The following is a 23,619-nucleotide window of genomic DNA, read 5'->3' as shown; positions in this document are numbered from 1 at the left end:
CGCGTCGCCGATCGCAACCTTCGTAGCCGCTGACGAGCTACGCGAGGCTGCGATCGATCGATTGCACAGCGATCGATTATCCATCCGTGCCTACGCCGTCGGGGACTCCGCCCCCTGCAAAATCAAACTCCGATAATGCCCCGGATTGGTCCCCGACCATTTGCGGAACGCCTTGTAAAACGAGCTGGTTTCGGCGAAGCCCAGGCGCAGCGCAATATCGGCGAAACTCAGTTGCGGCTCTGCCAGCCAGCCAATAGCCAGCTCCTTGCGCACACTGTCCTTTATTCCTTGCCAGGTCTGCCCTTCCTCCGCCAGACGCCGACGCAAGGTTGAAGCCGACATGCACAACCGCTGGGCCATGCCCCCGGTTTCCGGCCACTGATGCGCAGGCAATTGCCGCAAATCCTGCTTGATCTGACTGCCCAGACTTTGCGGATCACGGTACTTGACCAGGATATTGGCCGGCGCCTGGGCCAGAAAGCTCTGTAACTCCTCGGGGCTGCGCTTGATCGGGGCTGCCAGACAATCAGCGGCAAAGATCATCCGCGTACGCGGGCGGTCAAAACGCAGGTTGGCGGAGAACATCACTTCATAATCTTCGCAGTAATCAGGCGCCGCGCAGCGCAGCTCGATGGCCATGATCGGAATCCGTCGGCCCGCCAGCCAGCAGGCAACGCCATGCACGATCATCCAGTAGGTGAAGTAGGTAAAAGCGCGGCCCGACCCGGCGTCAGATTCATGCAAGACAATTTCCGCCAGGCTCTGCTGGCGTACCAGACGCGCAGGCATGCGTTCGAGCATCAACGACAGAAACCCCAGTACCAGCTCCAGCCCCTGGGCCAGGGTGGGCTGGACCATGGCCGCGCGCGACATGAACGCCAGGCTGCCATGCCTGAGCTTGCGCGGGTCCATGCCAAAGAACTCATCATCCAGGCGTCGCGCCAGCAGTCGCCACAGGCGCGCATAAACAACCGCAGGCACCCGGGCCTGCGGCTGACCGAGCAACTGCGGGTCGATCCCGACCTTATGCAGCACTTCGTCCATGGCCTTGCCCGGCGCGCAGCTCTGCAGCAGCGCCTCACGCACCAGATGAATAGAGATGGTGTCTTTGTTCAGCATTGGCCCTGATCCAAGCCCGGTGACCTTCAGATGTCAGACATCTTAAGCAGCACGGATCAAAAAGCCAGTAGTACCTTAGCCTTGTGCGGGTAGCGCCAACGGCCGCAGCGTCAGGCGACTGGCCAGTAATCCGGCAAAGGCCAGCACTGGCACCACGGCCGTGCCCAGTGCCAGCCACAACAACCCGTCAAACCCGCCGGCGACCAATTGCCCGGCAAGGGCCGGTCCGACCATCGAGCTCAGGGCGAACGCTGCCGGTACCAACATGATCGCGCGCCCGCTCGGATCCAGCCTGGCGACAGCGGCGCTCTGGTAAATACAGCCCCAGCAAAAACCCACTTCCCAGATCCAGGCCCCCAGAGCGTACATCACAAAGCCCTGGGCATAGGCCAACAACAGCAAGCCGGCACCAATCACGGCCAACACCAGCAAATGCGGCCAGCGCGACCCCAGGCGGTCGCCGATCAGGGCCAGCGCCAGGGCAGCCGCGCCGCCCAGCAACTTGAGCACCGCAAACACCACCCCCATCTGCGCCGGTGCCACATCCAGCCCATGCCCCAGGCGTTCAAGAAACGCCCACAGGCCAATCTGACCGGCGCCAAACACGAAGAAAAAGCCCAGGGCCCAATATGCCGGCACCGGGAAGCGAAAACGGCCTTGAAGGGAACTGTCTTTCGCTTGATCAACCGCGAAATCACTGCGCCCGGGCAATGCAAATGCGCTCAGGCTCAGTAACAGAATCATTGCCGCCAACACCAGCGCAGCCCCTGCGTAGTGAAAATGGGCAATCACCAGCGAGGGCAGGACAAACAGCACCAGTGCCACCAGACCGAGTTCAATCCCCTGGCGCATCCCCAAGGCCCGCTCCTTGTCAGGCATTTCGGCCATGATGCGCAACCCGAGACAGGTCATGAGCGCTGCGAAAAAACCGATCAGGGCCCACAAGGGCAACTGCGCAGCTGCAGGTAACTGCGAGGAGGCGAGCAACGCCAGCGCCGAGCCCAGCGCACACCCGAAGGTCAGTGCGCGCCAGTTGCAACGGTCAATAAAGCCCACGGCCACCAGGGTACCCAGCAGATAACCGGTAAAGCACACAGACCCCAGCAAGCCGATCTGGCTCGCTGCAAAGCCAAAACTATCCGCCAGTGAACCCAGCAAAATAGGCAGCGTATTGAAAGGCAAACCGCCAATGGTCGATGCCAGACTCGCGGCCAGCATAAACACCAGCGTTTTGCGTTGATTCAACATCATTGGCAGTGCCCTTCCCTGAGCTGATCAATCAGCGTTGATCAACGGTCGTGATTTCACGGCGTTCGGCCATGCTCGCCGGCACGCCGGCCTCATCGGTGAAGAACTGCTGATACCACTCGCGCAGCTGATACACAGGGCCGTCGCCCTCGGCCAGAACCGGATTATTGACCCGGACTTTGTGGGTCCAGATATCAACGTCCTGATAGAACGAATCGCGGTTACGCTGCACATAATCCAGCGCCAGCGCTTCGTTTTGCGCATCGCTCCAGCCCGGGACTTTTTTCACCATGCAGCCAAAACGCAGTTCAAAACTGTTGGGGCCGATCGGCACGTGGCAGTTGAGCAGAATGGACTTGATTTCCTGACCGTCGAACATGGCGCGCATGCGGGTCAGGTGAGTGGCCGGGCCGTAATAGGCCGACTCCGCCACCAGATCCCCGCCCAGGCGCTCGGAGTCGCCATGGAAAATCTGCTCGGCAATATGCCCCTGGAAAACGTTGTGGAAATACTTGGTCGGCGTGCCGTGCACCGGGCCGAAATGCTGGGCATCCACCAGGTTGTCGACCAACTCGCGAGGATTGGTGTCGATGATCATCTTGTCCAGATGCCAGCTGTGCAGCCACTCATCGCTGTCCATTTCCGGCAGGTGCGGAATCACCACATCTTCAGCGGGCGGCTTGCCTTCCGGGTTGTTCCAGACAAACAGCAGCTTGTTCACTTCACAGGTCAGCCAGGCGCGGGTTTTGGCCTTGGGCGGGATACGCTTGCAATACGGGATCTCGACACATTTCCCGCTGGCTTCGTACTGCCAATGGTGAAAAGGACAGACCACACGGTCGTTCTCGATAGTGCCCTGGGACAGGTCGGCACCCATGTGCGGGCAATGGGCGTCGAGCACACTGATCTCGCCCTTGGAGGTGGCGTAGGCCAGCAGGCGGGAGCCGAAGATGTTCAGGGTATGTAATTTTCCATCACGGTATTCATCCGCCTCGCCCAGGCAATGCCATCCCCGGCCAAAGCGCGGAGCTAACGCATTCTCGACGTGGATTTCAGCGAGTTTAGTCATTTTTATTATTCCTCAGGTTAGGGACCAGGACGCGTGCCTGATTGATCTTCACCGAGGCGGGAGGCGGGCTCATCGTTCAGATGGACTAGAGACAGGACTTGCACAAATCCTCTGGGTGCCCGGCTTGCAGGCGATGCAGGCAACCGGCCAAGGCACAGACAGCCCGCCGATCCTGTGGCGGGGCAAGCCCGCTCCTGCAGAGTGCAGCCATGAAAATGCACAACCCCTGCAGGAGCCCGGCGTGTCAGCGCCAGTCGGCCACTATCCCGTGCTCACGGGCAAACGGCTGGCAGTGAATGGTTTGACGCTGGTAATCGCGCGCGGCTTCGTCAGTCGCCAACCACAGCATCACCGCCGCCGGAACCTCTGGCGGCGCAGAGCCGGCGCGCAGGGCAATCACGCCTTTATCGCCAATGGTTGCGCGCAGCGCCTCAGTGGTCACAACCCCGGGGTTGAGGGTGTAAGCCCGTATCCCCTGCTCACCCAGCTCCACCGACAAAATACCCGACAGCCGCGACACCGCAGCCTTGCCTGCACCATAGGCATAGCCCCAGCCACCCTTGCCGGCAGCCACTGGAGGGTCGGTTTCTCCGGCCCCGGAAGTGACGTTGATCACCACCCCGCCACCCTGCTCCAGCATTTTCCCGACCACCGCCCGGGTCAGCAAAAACGGGGTCAGCACATAGCCCTGAAACACCCGCTGCAAGGTCTCGGGCTGCAACTCCATAAAGGGCGAGTTGAGGTCGCTGCCCTGGTAAATCGCATTGTTGACCAGCACATCCACCCGGCCATATTCGGCAAACACCGCCTCACTGGCGGCCAGTACCGAGTCACTGTCGAGCAGGTCCATGGGCACCACCAGAACCTTGCACCCCAGTTCGCGAATCTCTGCCGCGGTGCCGTTCAGACTGCCGGGCAGTGCCGTGCCGTCCGGGTTGCGCAAGCCGTGCACATGACTTTCACCTTCATCCAGACTGCGCGCGCTAATGGCCAGATCAAAACCTGCACGGGCGAATGCCAGAGCTGTTTCACGCCCGATGCCACGGCTGGCGCCGGTAATAAATGCCACTTTGTTCATAGGGGTTCCTCAAAAATCAGAAGCGTTGCGCACGCACCATCGCGTCCATACCACCATCGACAAAGATCACGCTGCCGGTGACAAAGCTGGCCTGCTGCGACTGCAAAAACGCCACCACCCGGGCGATTTCCTCGGGATGACCGGCGCGCCCCAATGGCGCAACAAAATCACTCACCGCCTTGCCAAACCGCGGGTCATCCTTGGCTGCCTGATGCAGCGGAGTCTCGACGGCTCCAGGGGCAACCACATTCAAACGGATTCCCTGCCTGGCCCATTGCACCGATTTGCGCCGGGCCTCACAGGTCACCGCGTACTTGGAGCTGGCATAGGCCACATGCGGCTGGCCGAGGGCATCGGCCAGTTGCAGGGCCTGCGCTTCGTCAGCGGCGAGCAGCGCAGCAACCATTGGCTGCTGATCGGCACCGGGCTGGGTGGCCGCCACTGAACCTATCACCAGCGCCGCCGGGTTCTCGCCCTTGGCCAACGCATCGGCCAGGCCGTCAAGCAATTCACTGACGCCAAAATAGTTCACCGCCAGCACCAGGCTGCTGGAAGACGCGGTAACGCCCAGTCCGGCACAGCACACCAGCCCGTCAAGCACACCGCCAGACTGTTCAAGCACCTGGGCCACTGCCGCCCGGCGCCCGTCACGGGTGGACAGGTCGGCGACCACCTCGGCATTGGCCCGGTCAATTCCGATGATGCGGTGCCCCGCAGCCCGCAATTGCGCACACACGGCGGCGCCGATCCCGGAAGCGGAACCGCTGACAGCTGTAACTGGCATAAGACTTTCCTTGATAATGCAGGCTCACCGCGAGCCTGACTGACGTGAGTGCTTAAGCGCTTTTACGAACGGGCCGCGCCAACTGCGGCGCCGGTACAATCACCGACTCATCCCCCCGCAAGGCGCACTTGGGCTTTCCCAGCGCGACCACGCTGTTCAGCAGAATCCTTACCAGCTCGGTCTGACGGCGCACACCGGTTTTGGAAAAGATCGAGCGCAAGTGTGCCCGCGCCGTGTTGCGCCGGATGTTCAGGTTCTCGGCCGCTTCTTCCAGGGACAAGCCGTTCGCCAGCTCCATGGCCAGCGCGGTTTCGGCCTTGGTCAGGTTGAACAACTGCTTGGTCACCACTTCGCTGGCCAGGGACTTGCCCACCGAATCGCGGATATAGATCACTGCCGCCGGCTTGCTCTTGCCCTCAGCCCATTCCAGCGATGGAATCGCCTCCACCACCAGGCCCAGGCTGACCTGACCCGAAGGCCGGGTCACGGACATGGCATCGGCGGTCAACCCGCCCTCGCGTACTTCGGGGCTGAACGCGTGTTTGACCAGACGCTGCAATTCGCGGTTGTCGCTGGGATAGGTGGCCTCCAGTCGGCCGCCCACCAGTTTCAGGCCATCGGCGCTTTTAAGGATTTCTTCGGCCACCGGGTTAAGGCGCAGCACCTTGCCGGTCTCGTCGAGCACAATGGTCGCCACCGACAGCCGGCTGATGGCCTGGGCATAAAGCTCGCTCATGGACTCACTGCGGTCCAGCAGATTGTGCAGGTGCAGGGCGCGGCGCAAATGGGGCAAAAACATGCCGCACAGGGCACGTTCCGCAGTGGAAAATCTGGGCGAGGTTTTAGGCCGGGTGATCCGGAAACGCAGCTTGCCGCCGTCCGGGGTGGAGATGTCGGCGCCCATCACGTGATACACGTTTTGCGGCCCGCAATAGGCTTTGAAATAGGCAGAGTGGGTCCAGTCCGACTCACTCATCAGGTCCTCGACGGTGAATACCTGGTCCAGGGCCTGGCCGGCAAAAGGCGTGTTGGTCTGGGGGTACGTCTGGTAGGTCAGCTCACCCTCGCCTTCGATGTCACCCGCCACAATCATCAACCCCAGGTCCGGTTGATCCGGCACCCGCAGAATCAGCGTCGCATAGTTGGCAGCAAACATTTCACGCACGGCGCACAGGGTACGGCCCATGACCTTAGGGTCCAGCGCTCCATCATAAAACCTGCCGATCATTTGATCGTAATCGGACAAATCCAGTCCCAGACTGGTCAGGGTTTGGTGATTCAGGGTCACTGTATCCACGGACATTTCCTCGCATTGGGCCAGATTCAAAGACCTGCCCTCATTATTGTTTTTATGACTAGCGACTTGCCTTTGCGCAGAAGCGGGATGCTCCGTCAACCCTGCGCAAAAGCGACTCAGTATTTCTTTATGTTGACCGGCATACAAGCCCGGCCAACCCTCTATTTCAACGGTTTGACTGATCCTTGGCAGACACGCTCTGCTTGAGCGGGTAATGCCCGGCATGGGCCTGTGGTTCAACCACAGTCCTGACCTTGACCAGCGGCCGTCCCAGGTTGAACCAGGCAGCCAGGGCCGGCAGCAGGAAGATCGCCCCCAGCACGTTGACCAGGAACATAAAGGACAGCAGCACGCCCATGTCAGCCTGGAACTTGAGCGGCGCAAAAGCCCAGGTACACACACCGATGGACATGGTCAGTGCGGTAAATACCGCTGCCGTACCACGCTGGCACATGGCCTGGTAAAACGCATTGCGCAGATCTTTGCCGTCAGCCATTTCATGGGCTATGCGCTCGTACAGATAAATCCCGTAATCGACCCCCACCCCGACTCCCAGCGCCATTACCGGCAGGGTCGCGACTTTCAGGCCTATGCCCAGGGTCGCCATCAGGGCGTTGCACAGAATGGCCACGATCGCCAACGGCACCAGAATGCACAGCACCGCACGAAACGAGCCGAAGGTCAGCCAGCAAAACAGCGCCACCGAACCGAACAGGGCGGCGAGCATTACCACTTCGGCCTGTTTCACCGCCTCGTTGGAAGCCGCCATCACCCCCACATTGCCGCCGGCCATCAGGAACTGCACTTCAGGGGTTTGCAGGCCGGCAATGATGCGCTGGGTTTCCTTGACCACATGACTGACGGTCGCCCCCTCATGATCGGTCAGGAACACCAGAATCTGCATGCGCTGACAACCTTCGGTCACCAGTCCGTCGTCCGGCATATAGGCCCGTGCGCCCTGGCTCAAACCGCGCTCGGAGCCCGGAATGGCCGACCAGCGCGGGTTGCCTTCGTTGTTGCCGGCAATCACGTTCTTGCCCATGCCGGCCACGCTCTGCACCGACTGCACCCCGGGCACGCTGCGCATCTGGAAGTCGAACGACTCGATCGCGCGCATCACCTGCGGCGCCAGACAGCCTTCTTCAATGCCTTTGACCTGAACAAACACCGACATCACATCCAGGCCGATGGAGTAACTGTTAATGATTTTCTGGTTGTCCTGGTTGTAGCGTGAATCGGCGCGCAACTCCGGAGCCCCGACGCCGATATCGCCCACGGCCAGATCCCGCGCCTTGTAGGCACCCACACCCAGCAGCAACAGGCTGATGACAAACACCGCCAGCGCCGGTTTGGGCTCGGCCAGTGCCGACAGGCGCCACCACAGTGCATGCTTGCCCCCGGCAGCCTTGAGCCCCTGGGCCAGAGCGCGGGGTTCGAGCTTCAGATAAGAAAGGATGATCGGCAGCATCAACTTATTGGTGATGATCATCAGCATCACGCCGATACAGGCAGTCACCCCCAGCTCATGGACGATGGGAATATCGATCAGCATGATCACGCCAAAGCCCAGTGCGTTCATCAGCAACGCCAGCGAGCCGGGAATGAAAATCTTGCAAAATGCACTGTGGGCCGCCTGTACCGAAGGGCTGCCGGCCAGCACGTCCTGCTTCCAGGCATTGGTCATCTGCACCGCGTGGGACACGCCAATGGAGAAAATCAGGAACGGCACCAGAATCGACATCGGATCGATCCCCAGCCCCAGCAAAGGCAGCAGGCCCAGCAGCCACACCACCGGCAGCAAAGCCACCACCAACGCCACCAGCGTCAGGCGCCAGGAGCGGGAATACAGCCACAGCATCAAGCCGGTGATCACAAAGGCAATCACGAAGAAGCTGATTACCGTGGTCAAACCTTCAATCACATCCCCCACCAGCTTGGCGAAGCCGACAATATTGATCTCGATATCATCGTTGCTGTATTTGGCGCGAATGTCCTCCAGCCGCTTGGCGACCTCGGCATAGGACACCGGCTTGCCGGTTTGCGGGTCCAGGTCCTGCAAGTCGGCACGTACCATCGATGACTTCAGGTCATTGGCCACCAGCCGCCCGATCTGCCCAGAGCGGGCAATATTGCTGCGAACCTGGGCCAGGTCTTCGCCAGACCCGGTAAAACGCGGCGGCACCACCACATCCCCGAAAAAGCCTTCTTCGGTGATTTCGATATAGCGCACATTGGCGGTAAACAACGAGGTAACACTGGCGCGGCTGACGCCGTTGATAAAGAACACATCGCCGGTGACTTTGTTGAGGGTGTCGAGGTACTCGCGATTATAGATATCGCCCTCACCTTTCCACTTCACGCTGACCAGAAAACGGTTGGCACCGGTGAAGTACTGACTGAAATTGAGGAAATTGACCATGAACTCGTTGCGCACCGGGATTTGCTTGTTAAAGCCCGGATCGAGCTGAGTGTGGGTGGCGCTGTAGCCCAGGGCCAGGGTCAGCAACACAAACAGTGCCAGCAACCCCTTGCGCCAGGCGATCAACAGGTCGGCGGTACGCTCGACGACGCGGTCCACTGCAGATTTAGCCGTGCTCATTTGGCATCTCCCAACGCAGCAACGCTGCCATCAGTGCCTTGGAATACCCCGCGCTCACCGCCCACCAGCAACCGCTGTGAGCCCACCAGCACCGCCGAGGTCAAGGTGCCCAGACCGGGCAAGCGGCTGGCACTGACTAAATGGCCGTTGCCATCCAGACGCACCACGGAACTGCCCGCGCCAACTATCAACAGCCCGCCGCCGTTGGGCAACAGGGCATGGCCATAGAGCGGCAACTGATTGCCCACCGCCACCGGATCCCAGCTCTGACCAAAGTTCTGACTGACAAAGACATGCCCGCGCATGCCGTAGGTTACCCAGCGGTCGGGGCTCAAACGCACCACGCCAAACAGTGACCCGTTATAGAACGCGGGCAGTTTCTGCCAATTGCGCCCGCCATCGTCGCTGCGCATCACCAGACCCTGCTCGCCCACCAGCATCCGCCGGCCATCCGCGCCGCCGTCCATGCCGTTCAGGTGGGCACTGTCGACTTCCAGCGGCTGGGCTTGCCAGGTACGGCCGTCATCATCGGACTGGTAAAACTTGCCAAAACTGCCGAACGCCAGCACGTGCTTGCCTCCGGCATTCCAGATTCCCAGCAAAGGCTCGGCGACTTCATCGTCGTGACGCACTTCAGTCCAGTTCGCGCCCCCGTCTGCGGAACGCAAAATCCAGCCATCATGGCCGACAGCCAACAGCGTCTTGTCCGACAGCTGCACCAGCGCGGTGAGGGTCAAGTCACGTTGCGGCTTGACCACGGCAGACTGCCAGGACAAACCCTGGTCGTCGCTGAGCAGAATATTGCCGCGCTCACCCACAGCCACCACGCGCTGATCGAGGTACAGCATGCCGTTGATCTGCAGACGATCGGGACGCAACTGAACAGAGGCGACAACGGGTGCAGGATGGGGAGTGAAGGTGAAAACGACGGTTGCCGCGACAATCAGGCAAACCAGATAGCCGATCATTGCACGCATGGTCGAAGCCTCGCTGCACGATTCAGTTGCTGGGCAGAGTTCATGCAGCCAGTCCTCTTTTTATTATCGTGGATGCTCTGGCTACCTCGGCGGCGAGGTGCCTAGAACCTGCCTTCGATCTTCGGACTGGTGGGTCACGGGCACATCGTCCAAATGGCCTAGCCCGGACGGCCTGACTTGCCTCTCTATGTATCTGCATATGTACATATCTGCAGGAGCGGGCTTTAAAATGGCCAACAGCTCGCGAGGCAAGCTCGCTCCTACAGGGTTTCAGGGGTACGGGTTCAGACCAAACGTTGTATCTGCTTGTGCCGCCATACCAGACGGTAATACGCCGTCTGCAATCCCAGCATCGCCAGGTAGGTGACCGGGAACGCCATCCACACCCCTTCCAGGCCGAAGTGGGCATTGAGGGCATAGGCCACCGGCAGTTCGATGCACAACACGCAGAAAATCGTGATGCCCATCGGCACCAGCACCACGCCGCTGGCACGCATGATGCCGCCAATCACAGCCTGGAAACCGAACACCAGAATGCTCCAGAGCATGATGTGCAACAGGTGCTCGGCCCGAATCCGCGCATCGACATCGGTAATGAACAGCCCCAGCAGCCAGTCCGACAACACATAGCCCAGCACGATCAGAGCGCCGGTCAGGCACAGGTTGATCAGCATGCCGGTACGCAGGATCGGCCCGATACGCTCGTTGCGCCCTGCCCCGATTGCCTGGGCCCCGAGAATCGACGCCGTGATGGCAATCGACAGCGCCGGAAACTGCACGTAATTGACGATCTGGGTCACCGCGCCATAGGCGGCTGTGGCCTGGGAGCCGTGGCTGTTGACCAGCGCCAGAATCACCAGCTCCGAGAGCGACAACACCACCATCTGTACCCCGGTGGGCAAACCGATGCGCAGCACCTTGCCGAGAATTTCCCGGTTCAGGCGCAGCGCGGCCCACAGCTCGCGGTCCGGTGCCATCACACTGTTTTTATGACGCAGGCGATAGCCCAGAAACAGCATGGCCAACAGGTTGCCCACCAGACCGGCCAGTGCTGCGCTCTGAATACCCATGGGTGCCAGCCCGACCCAGCCCTTGATCAAGGCGGGGGTCAGCAGCAGGCCCACCGCGGTGGATACCATCAGCGCCAGCAACGGCGACAGGGTATCGCTCACCCCGCGCAGCAGTTGGGTGAACAGAATGAACACCATCAGCAAGGGCAGGATCAGCATCATTACCTGGGCATAACCGACGGCTTCATCCAGCACATCGGCCGGAGTGCCCAACGCCTGCATGGCAGGTCGTGCAAACACACTGCCGAGCACTGCAGCGATCAGCCCGACCAGCGCACCGAGGGTCAATGTGGCCCCGGTGATCTGCTTCACCATGGACGTCTCGCCGGCCCCCCAGGCCTGACCGATGAGCACCGAAGCCCCGGCGCCCAGACCAATCACCAGAGCGATAAAGAAAAACAGCACGGGAAACATTCCCGACACCGCTGCCAGTGCGTGAGTGCCCAGCATCTGCCCGATATAGATTCCGTTAAGGGTGCCGGAAAACCCCTGCAGGAAGTTGGACAGCACCATAGGCGCCAGGAAGATCAGATAGATCTGCCACAGCGGCCTTTGTGAAGGGGTTTGCATAACGGATTGTCCTTATTGAAAAGCCATAAGGCGTTATACCCCACAGGTCGCAAAAAGCGTTACCAAACATGTCCCCCATCACAGCCTGCGTTCTCTGTAGGAGCGAGCTTGCCTCGCGAGCTCTGTGTCGCTCCGTGGAAAAGCTCGCGAGACAAGCTCGCTCCTACAGGTTCAGGTCTAGTTCCAGATCAATTCAACTCAAACAGCCCCGCCGCGCCCATGCCGCCGCCGATACACATGGCGACCACCACAAACCTGGCGCCACGGCGACGGCCTTCCAGCAGGCTGTGGCCCACCATCCGCGCACCCGACATGCCAAACGGATGACCAATGGAAATCGCCCCGCCATTCACATTCAGGCGGTCATTGGGGATCTCCAGAAAATCACGGCAGTACACCACCTGACAGGCGAACGCTTCGTTGATCTCCCACAGGTCGATGTCGGACACGGTCAGGCCAAAGCGCTTGAGCAATTTGGGAATCGCAAACACCGGACCAATACCCATCTCTTCCGGCGCACAACCACTCACCGCAATCCCGCGGTAGGTGCCCAGCGCTTCGATCCCGCGCTGTTTCGCCTCGGCACGGCTCATCAGCAGCACCGCCGCGGCACCATCAGAAAATTGCGAGGCGTTGCCCGCAGTGATGAACTCGCCCTGTTGCACCCACTTGCCGTCTTTCCAGACCGGTTTCAGGGCGGCCAGGTCTTGCAGTGTGGTGGAGGGGCGATTGCACTCGTCGCGGTCGGCAATCACGTCCTGATAACCGCTGGGCTTGCCTTCCTTGTCGAACAGCAGCTTGCGCGCAGCCAAAGGCACGATTTCATCGGCGAACAGCCCGGCGGCCTGTGCGGCTGCGGTGCGCTGCTGGCTTTGCAGGGAGTACTGGTCCTGCACTTCGCGGCTGATGCTGTAGCGTCGGGCCACGATTTCGGCCGTTTCAAGCATCGGAATGTAGGCCGTCGGCATGCACTCCAGCACCGCTTCGGACTGGGCCCGGTAGGTGTTCTTGTACTTGTTCTGGGTCAGGGACAGCGACTCGACCCCCCCGGCAACGGCAATCGACATTTCGCCGGTCATGATCCCTTTGGCGGCCACGCCGATGCTCATCAGGCCCGAGGCGCACATGCGATCAATAGCCATGCCCGGCACGGTGTCGGGCAAGCCCCCGGTATTGGCGCACAGGCGGCCGATGTTGTAGCCCTGGGTGCCCTGTTGTGCGGCGGCGCCCATGATCACGTCTTCGACCGAGCCCGGCTCGATACCGGCACGCTCTACCACCGCCCGTACCACATGGCCGCCGAGCACCGGTGCTTCAGTGTCGTTGAACGAACCGCGGAAGGATTTGCTCAGCGCGGTGCGGGCCGTGGATACGATCACAACGTCATTTAAATTCATGTTCAAGGCTCACTGTTCAATAGGGTTGAAGGTGTAGCGGCTGATGGTGTCCACCACGCAGCCGGGGCGCTCGCTGCCCTCGATTTCGACGCTGATGCGCACCACCGCCTGCAACGCATCGCCCAAGGCCTCGACCCCCAGGATCTGGCCATGCCCGCGTACCCGCGAACCAACCTTGACCGCTGCCGGAAAACGCAGCCGGTCGCTGCCGTAATTGACGCCCATGGCCAGATTGGCGAACTGCATCAACTGCGGCATAAACAGATTGGCCAGCGCCAGGGTCAGATAACCGTGGGCAATGCAGGCACCAAACGGGCCGCTGGCGGCGCGCACAGGGTCAACATGAATCCACTGGTGATCCCCCGTCGCCTCGGCAAACAGGTCGATCCGCTCCTGGGTCAGCAGCAGCCAGTCGGTGCGCCCCAGATCCAGCCCCTGTGCGGCGAGTAACTGCCCGGCGCTGCTAAAAAGCGTACTCATTGCCTCACCTCAAGCCTGTTGTGAACTGACGGGCAGCACTTCGCCGACCATGTACGAGGCGTAGTCACTGGCCAAAAACACCATGACGTTGGCCACTTCCCAGACTTCGGCGGCGCGGCCAAAGGCTTCACGGCTGGTGAGCTGCTCCAGCAATTCGCTGCTGGAGGCTTTTTTCAGGAAGTCGTGCAAAGCGATCGACGGCGCCACGGCGTTGATCCGCACCCCGCTCTCCGCGGCTTCCAGGGCGCTGCAACGGGTCAGGGCCATGACCCCTGCCTTGGCCGCGGCGTAGTGGGCCTGTTCCTTTTGCGCACGCCAGCCCAGCACCGAGGCGTTGTTGACGATGGCACCGGCGCCACGGCGTTCCATATGCGGCAGCATGGCGCGGGTCATGCGCATGGTGCCGGTCAGGGTGATATCGAGTACCGACGACCATTGTTGATCGGTCATTTCCGTGAGGCGTACCTGACCGCCAAGGCCGGCGTTATTGATCAGTACGTCGACCCCGCCCAGCGCCTCTTCGGCAGCGGCCACCAGCGCCTGAACATCGGCTTCGACAGTGACGTTGCACAGTTGCCCGTACACCGCCTGCAACCCGGTTTCGGCCTTGAGGCGCTCAACCGCTTCTTCGAGGCGGCGCGGGTGGATATCAGAAATCATCAAGGCACGGCAGCCTTCTTCGGCGCAGCGCTTGGCAGCGGCATAACCGATACCGGCACCGGCGGCAGCGGTAATCAAAATCGACTTGCCGGCCAGCAACTGGTGACCAGGCACATAGGGAGGAGCTTGTCTCATGGCAGAAATTCTCTTGTTCTAACGAAACAACATGCGCAACCTTGTGGGAGCTGGCTTGCCAGCTCCCACAGGGGCATTCGTGTCAGCTGCCCCAGACCCGCTGCGGGGCGGGGGCTTCAGCGAGGATCTGGGCCATGGCCACGCCCACTTCTTCGGGCTGCCATTGCGCGCCCTTGTCCCGGGTTACACCGGTGCGCCAGCCATCCCCCAGGGACAGTCTGCCGCCCTGGCTTTCGATGATTTGCCCGGTCACATGGCCCGACAGGCTGCTGCCCAGCCACACCACCAGCGGCGCAACGTTTTCCGGGGCCCAGGCATCAAAGCCGCCGTCGTCAGGCTTCTTCACCACGTCCGGCATCGCGCTTTCGGTCATAGAGGTACGGGCCGCCGGGGCCAGGGCATTGGCGGTCACTCCGTAGCGCGCCAGTTCCGCGGCCTGTACCAGGGTCAAGGCGGCAATCCCGCCTTTGGCGGCGCTGTAGTTGGACTGTCCCACCGAGCCCTGCAAGCCGGCCCCCGAGCTGGTATTGATGATGCGTGCGGCCACCGGTTGACCGGCCTTGGCCAGGTCACGCCAGCGCTTGCCGAGGATGTTGGCGAGGCAGAAGTGGCCTTTGAGATGGACCCGCATCACCGCGTCCCAGTCGTCTTCACCCAGGCTGATAAACATCCGGTCGCGCAAAATCCCGGCGTTATTGACCAGCACATGCACTTCGCCAAACGCCGCCAGTGCGGCATCGACGATGTTTTGCGCGGTGGCGGTGGTGGTGATGTCATCGGCGTTGGCGATGGCCTGGCCGCCTGCCTGGCGAATTTCGGCGACCACTTCTTCAGCGGCTTCGCGACGAATGTCGTTGACCACCACATTGGCCCCCTCCCCGGCGAAAGCCAGGGCATAGGCGCGGCCCAGGCCGCCGCCAGCGCCGGTGATGATCACGGTACGGTTTGCACAAATTGCCATGTCAATGCTCCTAGAGACGCTCAATAATGGTCACGTTGGCTTGCCCGCCGCCTTCGCACATGGTCTGCAGGCCATAGCGCCCGCCACTGCGCTCAAGCTGGTTGAGCAGGCTGGTCATCAACCGCGCGCCGCTGGCCCCCAGCGGATGGCCAAGGGCAATCGCGCCGCCATTGGCGTTGGTTTTGGCCGGGTCGAAATCCAGCTCCTTGGCCCAGGCCATGACCACCGAGGCAAAGGCTTCGTTGATTTCCACCAGGTCGATGTCGTTGATGTTCATGCCGGCTTTTTTCAGCGCGGCACGGGTCGCGGCAATCGGCGCCGTGAGGTGCCAGATCGGGTCGTCGCCCAGCACCGAGAGGTGATGAATCCGCGCCCGGGGTGTCAGGTTGTAGCGTTTGAGCGCAGCTTCCGAGACCACCAGCAAGGCTGCCGAGGCATCGCAGGTCTGGCTGGAAACTGCTGCAGTAATCGAAGGGAAATCGGCAGACACCGGCTCCAGCTCGGCCATTTTGGCGAGGCTGGTGTGGCGCGGCGTTTCGTCGTCCCACACACCTTCGCAGGGCACGATTTCATTGACAAAACGGCGCCCGGCGATGGCATCCAGTGCCCGACGGTGGCTTTCCAGGGCGTAGGCTTCCATCTGCTGGCGGCTGATATCCCAGTGGTCGGCAATCCGCTGCGCCGCATAAAACTGGTTGACCGGCTGATTGCCAAAACGTGCCTGCCAGCCTTTGCTGCCGGAAAACGGGTCGCTGAAACCCAGGGGCTGCCCGGCCAGCATCGCCGAAGAAATCGGGATCTGGGTCATGGTTTGCACACCGCCCACCGCGATCACATCCTGGGTGCCGCTCATCACTGCCTGCGCGGCGAAGTGCAGCGCCTGCTGCGACGAGCCGCACTGGCGGTCAATGGTGGTGCCGGGCACATTGAGCGGCAGACCGGCGGCCAGCCAGCTGGTGCGGGCGATATCCCCCGCTTGCGAACCAATGGTGTCAACGCAGCCAAAAATCACGTCGTCGTATTCGTCGGCCGGAATCTGGTTGCGCTCAACCAGTGCCTTGAGTACATGGGCACCCAGATCAATCGCGTGAACATGGGCCAGACCGCCCTTGCGCTTGCCGGTCGGGCTGCGCAAGGCGTCAACAATATAGGCTTGGGGCATCAATCAATCCTCGAAGGTATGGCCGGGGCCCAAAGGCGCCGCGCCGCTCAGTACATGCTCGGCCACCCGGGTTTTATGCAGGGCGCGATCACCCCAGGCGTTGTCCAGCGCCCAGGCCCGCTTCATGAACATTTGCAGGTCGACTTCCCAGGTGTACCCCATGGCACCGTGTACCTGAATGCCGTGACGGGCCGCCAGCCAGCTGGCTTCACAGCAGGCCAGACGTGCCTGGGACACCCACACCGAGGCGTTTTTCTCGCCGTGGGCCAGGGCGTAAGCGGCGCGATACAGCACCGGCTTGGCAAATTCGAGCTGGGTGGCAACATCCGCCAGGTGATGCTTGACCGCCTGGAAACTACCAATCGGCTTGCCGAACTGTTTGCGCTGGGCGGCGTAATCCACTGACAAATCGAGCATGCGCTGGGCCAGGCCCACCAGTTGCCCGGCCACCAGCAAGGCGCCACGGTCGAGGGTCTGCGCCCAAAGCTCGCGGCCATGCTCGCCCTCGGCCACCAGGGTTGCTGGGCCCGGTTGCCAGCTGACCTGCGCCAGACGCCGGGATGCATCGATGCTGCTGTGGGGTTGCACGTCAACCTGGCTGCGGGGCACGGCATGCACTTCATCGCCATGGGCCAGCAGCAGCAGGTCGGCATGGGCGGCATCGGCCACCAGCGGGTTGACCGGGTGGCCGATGGCGACCCGCAGGCTGCCTTCAGCAATGCGCTCCAGCCATTCGCCACGCTGCGGGGTCTGGGCTGGCAACTGTACAATCAGTGCGCTGGCGACATAGGCGGTGTCGCCCAGAGAGTCGGGAATGGCGTAGTAACCCAGTTCCTGGGTCATCAAGGCCCAGGCCACATCGTCCATGCCCAGGCCGCCGAAGGCTTCGGGAACCGACAGCGCGGTCAGGCCCTGCTCGGCAATTTTGTTGCGCAAATCCGGTGAGCGACCGACGTCGGTTTCCCAGATTTCGCGAAGCATTTCCGGTGCCGCTTCGGTCATCAAAAAACGACTGATGGCTTCGCGGAAGACTTGCTGGTCATCGGTAAAGGTAAAGTCCATACCCGGCCTCACTTCGGCAGGCCGAGCATGCGCTCGGCAATGATGTTGCGCTGAATCTCGTTGGTCCCGGCGTAGATCGGCCCGGCCTGGGCAAACAGGAAGCCCTCCAGCCAGTCGTGGCCGTCTGCCGATTTACCGGTCAGCTCGCCATTGGCACCCAGAATCCGCATCGCGGTCTCATGCATGCGCAAATCCAGTTCCGACCAGATGATTTTGTTGGTGCTCGATTCGGCGCCAATCTGCGCGCCGCGGCTCAGCCGGCCTACGGTGTGATAGGCCGACAAGGCATAGGCCTGGGCGTCCGACCAGGCCTTGCAGACGGCTTCGCCAAGGCTCGGATCACGGTCGGCGCTGGCGCGATTGGCCTGGTACAGCTCCACCAGCTTGCGGGCGGTGTACTGAAAGCGGGCCGGCGAACGCAACAGCAATCCGCGTTCAAAACCGGCCGTGGCCATCGCCACATGCCAGCCCTGCCCTTCTTCACCGATGCGGTTTTCCAACGGGATGCGCACGTCATCGAAGAACACTTCGGCAAACGCGTCCTTGCCGTTCAGGGCCTTGATGGCACGGACGGTGACGCCCGGTGCATCGAGCGGCACCATCACAAATGACAAGCCGTGGTGGCGGCTGGACGCGGGGTCGCTGCGAAACAGTCCGAACAGCCAGTCGGCAAAGATGGCCCGGGTCGACCAGGTTTTCTGGCCGTTGAGCACATAGCTGTCACCGTCGCGGGTGGCCTTGCTGGTGATCGCCGCCATGTCGGAACCGGCATTGGGCTCCGACCAGCCCTGGGCCCACATGTCGGCACTGGCCGCCATGCGCGGCAGAAAGCGCTTCTTTTGCGCCTCGGTACCAAATTCCATCAGGGTCGGGCCCAGTAACAGCTGGCCATTCTGGTTGACCCGCATCGGTGCACCGGCGCCGTAATATTCTTCTTCGAAAATCAGCCATTCGATCAGGTCGCAGCCGCGCCCGCCCAGGGCGGTGGGCCACATCACCATGGAAAAGCGGCTGTCGAACAACTTGGCTTCCCACTGGCGGTGCTGCTCGAACCCTTCACGGGTGTCATAACTGGCCAATGGCTCGGCCGGCAGGTTGGCCGCCAGCCAGTGGCGCACCTCCTGGCGAAAGGCCTTTTGCTTGGGGGAGTAAGTCAGGTCCATCGTCAGCTCCTCAGAACGTGGCGTCGCGTTTTTCAACAAAGGCGCGCCGGGTTTCGGCAGAGTCCGCGCTGTTGTATGCCTGGAGTGTGAAGCCCTGCTCCCAGCGGTATTTGTCTTCCAGGTTGCCGTCTTCGATACCGTTCAACGCCTCTTTGGCGATGCGGATCATGTCCGGGCTTTTGCTGGCGATCTTGCGGGCGATCTGCAAAGCGGTTTCGCGCAGTTGCTCGCGGGGTACGACACGTTCGATAAAGCCGTACTGCTGGGCCTCCACCGCACCGATCTTGTCGCCGGTGAAAAACAGATAACGGACCTTTTGCACCGGGAACAGGCGTTGTAAATGCGCGCCGCCGCCCATGGCGCCACGGTCAACTTCCGGCAGCGCAAACGTCGCGCAATCGGATGCCACCACGATATCGGCAGCCCCGGTAATGCCAATCCCGCCACCCAGTACATAGCCATGAACCGCCACGATCACCGGCACCGGGTTGCGATGCACGGCCTTGAAGGTGGCGTAGTTGCCCGCATTGACGGCCACGATGCGTTCGGGGTGGGCGTCCAGTTCCTTGATATCGACACCGGCACAAAAACCGCGGCCCTCGGCACGAATCACGATGACCCGCACTTGCGGGTCTTGCCCCAGGGCTTCGAGGGTGCGGGCCAGGTCCAGCCACTCCTGGCTATTGAGGGCATTGACCGGTGGCCGGTCGATCACCAGCTCGGCGATCCCCGCCTCAATACGGGTGTGAAAGGCGGTATGGGTTGCGGTGGGGGCTGCACTGTTCACAGGTGCTCCTCAATTGGCGAAAGGCATGCGGGCAGTATGGGAATGCGCAGGGGGTGGCTCATCGTCCGTTGAGACTAAACACCTGCGGGGCCGTGCCGGGGATCCGACCGCCAAATGGACTAGTCCGGCTCAGGGATTACGCGCCTGTGCTGCCCTTCCATGCTCAAGACTTGATCCACTTATAGAGTGAGGAGTCCTATGGAGCTTGCCCTGACCGAAGAGCAGCGAATGATTCAAGAGTCTGCCGAACGCTTTTTGGCGCAGGTGGCCAGCTCCGGAGCGGTGCGCACGGCAATGGCCGCCGAGTCCGGTCTCGACCACACGGCCTGGGCCCGCATTGCCCGCGAGCTCTATTGGCCGGCACTGGCGATTCCCGAAGAATATGGCGGGCTGGGCCTGGGCTTTGTCGAGGTGTGCCTGTTGCAGGAACAGCTGGGCCGCTGCTTGTTGCCGACGCCGTTTTTTGCCACCTGCTGCATGGGGATTCCGGCGCTGCTGCTGAGCCGCAATCAGGGGCTCAAGAACCTCTGGCTGCCCCGGCTGGCGGCCGGCGAAATCAGCGCCAGCCTGGCCTGGACCAGCGCCCCGCGCTGGGACGACAGCGGCGTGCAGGTCTATGCACAGAGCTGTGCCGGTGGTTATCGCCTCAACGGTCAGTACCGGTATGTAATCGACGGTGCCGAGTGCGATTTGCTGATCATTGCCGCCCGCACCCCGGGCAGTATCGGCGAGGCCGGGATCCGCCTGTTTGCCGTGTCTGCCCTGACGCCCGGCATCAGCCGCCAGCAGCAACCGACGCTGGATCAGACCCGACGTTTTTCCACCATCACCCTTAATGACGTGGTGCTCAACGATGAGCACCTGCTCAGCGAGCCCGGCCTCGGCTGGCCGCTGTTGCGCGATGTGCTGCACATGGCCTGTATCGGGCTCGCCGCCGAGCAGACCGGCGGCGCGCAAAAGGTACTGGATCTGACCCTGACCTATATCGGCGGCCGCGAACAGTTTGGTCGCAGCATCGCCAGTTTTCAGGCGGTCAAGCACCGCTGCGCTGACCTGATGCTGGCCGTTGAGTGCGCACGGTCCGCCAGTTACTACGGCGCCTGCATTGCCGACCAGTGCCTGAATATCGATGGCGACCCCAGTGCCCAGCTGCAACTGGCGGAAGCCGCGGCCACGGCAAAAATCCATGCCAGCGAAGGCTTTTTCAACTGCGCCGCCGAGTCGATCCAGCTGCATGGCGGGGTTGGCTTCACCTGGGAGTACGACCCGCATCTGTACTTCAAGCGGGCACGGGCCAGCGAGCAGTTATTGGGCACGCCGGCCTTTCATCGTGAGCAATTGGCCAGGCATATTTTCGGAGAGCGCCCATGAACATTGGTTTCAGCGCGGCAGATGAGCATTTTCGCCAACAGGTGGCGCAGTGGATGCAGGAGCACCTGAACGGGCAATACAACGAACTGCGCTTTCGTGGCGGGCCGGGAGACGAAGACTTCGCCCCCGGATTGCGCAAGCAGTGGGAGCGCGAACTGGCCGCGGGCCGCTGGGTGGGTGCGGGCTGGGCCATCGAGCATGGTGGTCGTGGTTTGAGCATCAACCAGCAAGTGATCTTTTATGAGGAATACGCCCGCGCGGGTGGCCCGGGGCGCATGGGGCACATCGGCGAAGGACTGGTCGGTCCGACGTTGGCGGCCTTTGGTACACCCGGGCAACAACAGCGGTTTCTGCCGGCCATTCTGAGCGGGCAGCACTTTTGGTGCCAGGGCTACTCCGAACCCGGTGCCGGCTCCGATCTGGCCAATATCAAGACCCGCGCCAGCCTCGACAGTGAGAGTGGCCAGTGGCTGATCAACGGGCAGAAAATCTGGACGTCCCTGGCCCATGAATCGGACTGGTGTTTTGTCCTGGCGCGTACCGAGCCGGGCAGTGTCGGGCATCGCGGCTTGTCATTCCTGCTGGTGCCGATGGCTCAGGCGCAGATTCGCGTGCAGCCGATCCGGCAACTGACCGGCACCAGCGAATTCAATGAAGTATTTTTCGACCAGGCGCGCACTGCGGCCGACAACCTGATTGGCCAGCCCGGTGACGGCTGGAAAATCGCCATGGCCCTGCTGGGTTTCGAGCGCGGGGTATCGACCCTTGGCCAGCAGATGCAATTTCAGAACGAACTGGACGAAGTGGTGCGCATCGCCAAGGCCAATGGTGCGGCGCAAGACCCGATCATGCGGCAACGCATCGCCCAGGCCTGGAGCGGCTTGCGGGTACTGCGCTACAACTCGTTGCGCATGCTCTCGGGGCTACAGGATGGCAGCCTGCGACCTGAGGCGACCATTTATAAACTGGCGTGGTCGACCTGGCACCTGGAGCTGGGGAAACTGGCGATGGATGTACTGGGGCCGGAGGCAGAGTTGCTGGCGGCAGCGCCTTATGAACTGACGCGGTTACAGGCATTGTTCCTGTTCACCCGGGCGGACACCATCTACGGCGGCAGCAACGAAATACAGCGCAACATCATCGCCGAACGGGCCCTGGGAATGCCCCGCGAGGCCAGATAGATCGTGGCGCACCTATCGCCGGCAAGCCGGCTCCCACAAGGTCAGACGCGACCCTACCATTGTAGGAGCCGGCTTGCCGGCCATAGGCTCTCAAAGCCAGACAGCATCCCACATTGACTGTGTTGCCTCTGATCCTGTGGGAGCCGGCTTGCCGGCGATAGACTCTCAAAGCCAGACAGCACCCCACAATGACTGTGTTGCCTCTGACCCTGTGGGAGCCGGCTTGCCGGCCATAGGCTCTCAAAGCCAGACAGCATCCCACATTGACTGTGTTGCCTCTGACCCTGTGGGAGCCGGCTTGCCGGCCATAGACTCTCAAAGCCAGACAGCACCCCACAATGACTGTGTTGCCTCTGACCCTGTGGGAGCCGGCTTGCCGGCGATAGACTCTCAAAGCCAGACAGCACCCCACAATGACTGTGTTGCCTCTGACCCTGTGGGAGCCGGCTTGCCGGCGATAGACTCTCAAAGCCAGACAGCACCCCACAATGACTGTGTTGCCTCTGACCCTGTGGGAGCCGGCTTGCCGGCGATAGACTCTCAAAGCCAGACAGCACCCCACAATGACTGTGTTACCTCTGACCCTGTGGGAGCCGGCTTGCCGGCGATGCATCAGGCCATGAAATATTTGGTCCAGAGACTCTCGGAAGTCGCTTGCCTCAGAAACTAGTCTTTGCAGCTCTGACTTATGAGTAGAGCTCATGACCCAACGTCCTGCCTCCAGCCGTTTAAGGTATGGCCGATTTTCCCAGGCCAATGGCATCTACCTGTTGACCGCCAATACGCTGGACCGGGAACCTCTGTTCTCTGACTGGCGCGTTGGCAGGTTAGTGGTTGCTCAATTTCGTCATGAGCACACACAAGGTTCGGTCAATTCACTAGCATGGGTTGTAATGCCCGATCATTTTCATTGGCTGGTAGAGCTGCAAAGCGCTTCACTTGACAAGCTCATGGGGCGTACCAAGTCATTGAGTGCTCGCGCCATCAATCGCATGACAGACAGAACCGGCAGGCGCTGGCAAAAAGGGTTTCACGATCATGCATTGCGTCGCGAAGAAGATCTGAAAAATCTGGCGCGCTATGTGGTAGCCAATCCTTTACGGGCAGGTCTGGTGAAGCGGGTTGGGGATTACCCTTTGTGGGATGCTGTCTGGCTTTGAAACCTTATCGCCGGCAAGCCGGCTCCCACAATGACAGTGCTGTATCTGACCTTGTGGCAGCCAGCTGTCTGGCTTTGAAACCCCATCGCCGGCAAGCCGGCTCCCACAATGACAGTGCTGTATCTGACCTTGTGGCAGCTGGCTGTCTGGCTTTGAAACCCCATCGCCGGCAAGCAGGCTCCCACAATGACAGTGCTGTATCTGACCTTGTGGCAGCCGGCTGTCTGGCTTTGAAACCCCATCGCCGGCAAGCAGGCTCCCAAAATGACTGTGCTGCTTCTGACCTTGT

Annotated in this window: 20 protein-coding genes; 3 read left to right on the top strand and 17 right to left on the bottom strand. The window is 61.4% G+C overall.

Translation table 11 applies throughout. The features are described 5' to 3' along the window. Positions 1 to 90: 90 nt before the first annotated feature. The 17 genes from FEZ21_RS12760 to FEZ21_RS12680 form a co-directional block, all read right to left on the bottom strand. Positions 91 to 1,119 carry an AraC family transcriptional regulator gene (locus FEZ21_RS12760; protein ID WP_003446479.1) on the bottom strand — a complete coding sequence of 343 codons (1,029 nt, stop codon included), beginning with the start codon at positions 1,117 to 1,119 and terminating at the stop codon, positions 91 to 93. A gap of 75 nt (positions 1,120 to 1,194) precedes the next feature. Further along, a complete protein-coding gene (locus FEZ21_RS12755) occupies positions 1,195 to 2,370 on the bottom strand; it encodes an MFS transporter (RefSeq protein ID WP_160627336.1) in 1,176 nt (391 codons plus the stop codon). A gap of 28 nt (positions 2,371 to 2,398) precedes the next feature. Continuing rightward, on the bottom strand, positions 2,399 to 3,436 hold the full coding sequence (locus FEZ21_RS12750; RefSeq protein ID WP_003446476.1) for a Rieske 2Fe-2S domain-containing protein: 1,038 nt from the start codon (positions 3,434 to 3,436) through the stop codon (positions 2,399 to 2,401). Positions 3,437 to 3,680: 244 nt separating this feature from the next. Further along, positions 3,681 to 4,514, bottom strand: coding sequence for an SDR family NAD(P)-dependent oxidoreductase (locus FEZ21_RS12745; RefSeq protein WP_010657366.1), 834 nt, complete (start codon positions 4,512 to 4,514; stop codon positions 3,681 to 3,683). Between the two features lie 16 nt (positions 4,515 to 4,530). Beyond that, positions 4,531 to 5,298 (bottom strand): SDR family oxidoreductase, encoded by a 768-nt coding sequence (locus FEZ21_RS12740; protein ID WP_003446472.1) that lies wholly within the window; start codon positions 5,296 to 5,298, stop codon positions 4,531 to 4,533. A 52-nt stretch (positions 5,299 to 5,350) separates the two neighbouring features. Beyond that, positions 5,351 to 6,595 carry a helix-turn-helix transcriptional regulator gene (locus FEZ21_RS12735; RefSeq protein ID WP_369826381.1) on the bottom strand — a complete coding sequence of 415 codons (1,245 nt, stop codon included), beginning with the start codon at positions 6,593 to 6,595 and terminating at the stop codon, positions 5,351 to 5,353. Between the two features lie 166 nt (positions 6,596 to 6,761). Then, positions 6,762 to 9,194, bottom strand: coding sequence for an RND family transporter (locus FEZ21_RS12730; RefSeq protein WP_003446467.1), 2,433 nt, complete (start codon positions 9,192 to 9,194; stop codon positions 6,762 to 6,764). Further along, the gene (locus FEZ21_RS12725) at positions 9,191 to 10,171 is read right to left on the bottom strand and encodes a YCF48-related protein (RefSeq protein ID WP_010657369.1); all 981 of its coding nucleotides are present in this window, start codon (positions 10,169 to 10,171) and stop codon (positions 9,191 to 9,193) included. The genes FEZ21_RS12730 and FEZ21_RS12725 overlap by 4 nt, the downstream gene beginning before the upstream one ends. Positions 10,172 to 10,455: 284 nt before the next feature. After that, a complete protein-coding gene (locus FEZ21_RS12720) occupies positions 10,456 to 11,811 on the bottom strand; it encodes an MATE family efflux transporter (protein ID WP_003446464.1) in 1,356 nt (451 codons plus the stop codon). A 188-nt stretch (positions 11,812 to 11,999) separates the two neighbouring features. Further along, positions 12,000 to 13,208, bottom strand: coding sequence for an acetyl-CoA C-acyltransferase (locus FEZ21_RS12715; protein WP_003446462.1), 1,209 nt, complete (start codon positions 13,206 to 13,208; stop codon positions 12,000 to 12,002). Positions 13,209 to 13,217: 9 nt separating this feature from the next. Beyond that, positions 13,218 to 13,688, bottom strand: a complete 471-nt coding sequence (locus FEZ21_RS12710) for a MaoC family dehydratase (protein ID WP_003446460.1) — start codon at positions 13,686 to 13,688, stop codon at positions 13,218 to 13,220. A 9-nt stretch (positions 13,689 to 13,697) separates the two neighbouring features. Continuing rightward, complete coding sequence (locus tag FEZ21_RS12705) at positions 13,698 to 14,483, bottom strand: SDR family oxidoreductase (RefSeq protein ID WP_003446457.1); 786 nt, start codon at positions 14,481 to 14,483, stop codon at positions 13,698 to 13,700. A gap of 82 nt (positions 14,484 to 14,565) precedes the next feature. After that, positions 14,566 to 15,444, bottom strand: coding sequence for an SDR family oxidoreductase (locus FEZ21_RS12700; protein WP_003446455.1), 879 nt, complete (start codon positions 15,442 to 15,444; stop codon positions 14,566 to 14,568). A 10-nt stretch (positions 15,445 to 15,454) separates the two neighbouring features. Next, positions 15,455 to 16,606, bottom strand: a complete 1,152-nt coding sequence (locus FEZ21_RS12695; RefSeq protein ID WP_160627334.1) for an acetyl-CoA C-acetyltransferase — start codon at positions 16,604 to 16,606, stop codon at positions 15,455 to 15,457. A gap of 3 nt (positions 16,607 to 16,609) precedes the next feature. Continuing rightward, entirely contained in the window at positions 16,610 to 17,668 is a 1,059-nt protein-coding gene (locus FEZ21_RS12690; RefSeq protein WP_160627332.1) for an acyl-CoA dehydrogenase family protein, read from the bottom strand. Positions 17,669 to 17,676: 8 nt separating this feature from the next. Beyond that, a complete protein-coding gene (locus FEZ21_RS12685) occupies positions 17,677 to 18,831 on the bottom strand; it encodes an acyl-CoA dehydrogenase family protein (RefSeq protein WP_010657371.1) in 1,155 nt (384 codons plus the stop codon). Between the two features lie 10 nt (positions 18,832 to 18,841). Then, the gene (locus FEZ21_RS12680; protein ID WP_003446447.1) at positions 18,842 to 19,618 is read right to left on the bottom strand and encodes an enoyl-CoA hydratase family protein; all 777 of its coding nucleotides are present in this window, start codon (positions 19,616 to 19,618) and stop codon (positions 18,842 to 18,844) included. Positions 19,619 to 19,816: 198 nt separating this feature from the next. Here FEZ21_RS12680 and FEZ21_RS12675 point away from each other — a divergent pair, with 198 nt between their 5' ends. The 3 genes from FEZ21_RS12675 to FEZ21_RS12665 all read left to right on the top strand — a co-directional run bounded on the left by FEZ21_RS12675 (position 19,817) and on the right by FEZ21_RS12665 (position 23,330). Then, positions 19,817 to 20,989, top strand: coding sequence for an acyl-CoA dehydrogenase family protein (locus FEZ21_RS12675; protein WP_160627330.1), 1,173 nt, complete (start codon positions 19,817 to 19,819; stop codon positions 20,987 to 20,989). Further along, complete coding sequence (locus FEZ21_RS12670; RefSeq protein ID WP_160627329.1) at positions 20,986 to 22,170, top strand: acyl-CoA dehydrogenase family protein; 1,185 nt, start codon at positions 20,986 to 20,988, stop codon at positions 22,168 to 22,170. The genes FEZ21_RS12675 and FEZ21_RS12670 overlap by 4 nt, the downstream gene beginning before the upstream one ends. A 701-nt stretch (positions 22,171 to 22,871) precedes the next feature. After that, the gene (locus FEZ21_RS12665; RefSeq protein ID WP_003446441.1) at positions 22,872 to 23,330 is read left to right on the top strand and encodes a transposase; all 459 of its coding nucleotides are present in this window, start codon (positions 22,872 to 22,874) and stop codon (positions 23,328 to 23,330) included. Positions 23,331 to 23,619: the final 289 nt, after the last annotated feature.

Source organism: Pseudomonas sp. 9.1(2019) (assembly GCF_009910445.1).
GTDB classification, from domain to species: Bacteria; Pseudomonadota; Gammaproteobacteria; order Pseudomonadales; family Pseudomonadaceae; genus Aquipseudomonas; species Aquipseudomonas paraversuta.
This window is presented reverse-complemented; position numbering and strand designations above follow the sequence as displayed.

Coding starts and splice junctions, on each gene's coding strand:
- FEZ21_RS12675 (WP_160627330.1), top strand. CDS start 19,817: ATGGAGCTTGCCCTGACCGAAGAGCAGCGAATGATTCAAGAGTCTGCC.
- FEZ21_RS12695 (WP_160627334.1), bottom strand. CDS start 16,606: ATGCCCCAAGCCTATATTGTTGACGCCTTGCGCAGCCCGACCGGCAAG.
- FEZ21_RS12760 (WP_003446479.1), bottom strand. CDS start 1,119: ATGCTGAACAAAGACACCATCTCTATTCATCTGGTGCGTGAGGCGCTG.
- FEZ21_RS12665 (WP_003446441.1), top strand. CDS start 22,872: ATGACCCAACGTCCTGCCTCCAGCCGTTTAAGGTATGGCCGATTTTCC.
- FEZ21_RS12685 (WP_010657371.1), bottom strand. CDS start 18,831: ATGGACCTGACTTACTCCCCCAAGCAAAAGGCCTTTCGCCAGGAGGTG.
- FEZ21_RS12750 (WP_003446476.1), bottom strand. CDS start 3,436: ATGACTAAACTCGCTGAAATCCACGTCGAGAATGCGTTAGCTCCGCGC.
- FEZ21_RS12670 (WP_160627329.1), top strand. CDS start 20,986: ATGAACATTGGTTTCAGCGCGGCAGATGAGCATTTTCGCCAACAGGTG.
- FEZ21_RS12715 (WP_003446462.1), bottom strand. CDS start 13,208: ATGAATTTAAATGACGTTGTGATCGTATCCACGGCCCGCACCGCGCTG.
- FEZ21_RS12730 (WP_003446467.1), bottom strand. CDS start 9,194: ATGAGCACGGCTAAATCTGCAGTGGACCGCGTCGTCGAGCGTACCGCC.
- FEZ21_RS12690 (WP_160627332.1), bottom strand. CDS start 17,668: ATGGACTTTACCTTTACCGATGACCAGCAAGTCTTCCGCGAAGCCATC.
- FEZ21_RS12745 (WP_010657366.1), bottom strand. CDS start 4,514: ATGAACAAAGTGGCATTTATTACCGGCGCCAGCCGTGGCATCGGGCGT.
- FEZ21_RS12700 (WP_003446455.1), bottom strand. CDS start 15,444: ATGGCAATTTGTGCAAACCGTACCGTGATCATCACCGGCGCTGGCGGC.
- FEZ21_RS12725 (WP_010657369.1), bottom strand. CDS start 10,171: ATGCGTGCAATGATCGGCTATCTGGTTTGCCTGATTGTCGCGGCAACC.
- FEZ21_RS12705 (WP_003446457.1), bottom strand. CDS start 14,483: ATGAGACAAGCTCCTCCCTATGTGCCTGGTCACCAGTTGCTGGCCGGC.
- FEZ21_RS12755 (WP_160627336.1), bottom strand. CDS start 2,370: ATGATGTTGAATCAACGCAAAACGCTGGTGTTTATGCTGGCCGCGAGT.
- FEZ21_RS12710 (WP_003446460.1), bottom strand. CDS start 13,688: ATGAGTACGCTTTTTAGCAGCGCCGGGCAGTTACTCGCCGCACAGGGG.
- FEZ21_RS12720 (WP_003446464.1), bottom strand. CDS start 11,811: ATGCAAACCCCTTCACAAAGGCCGCTGTGGCAGATCTATCTGATCTTC.
- FEZ21_RS12740 (WP_003446472.1), bottom strand. CDS start 5,298: ATGCCAGTTACAGCTGTCAGCGGTTCCGCTTCCGGGATCGGCGCCGCC.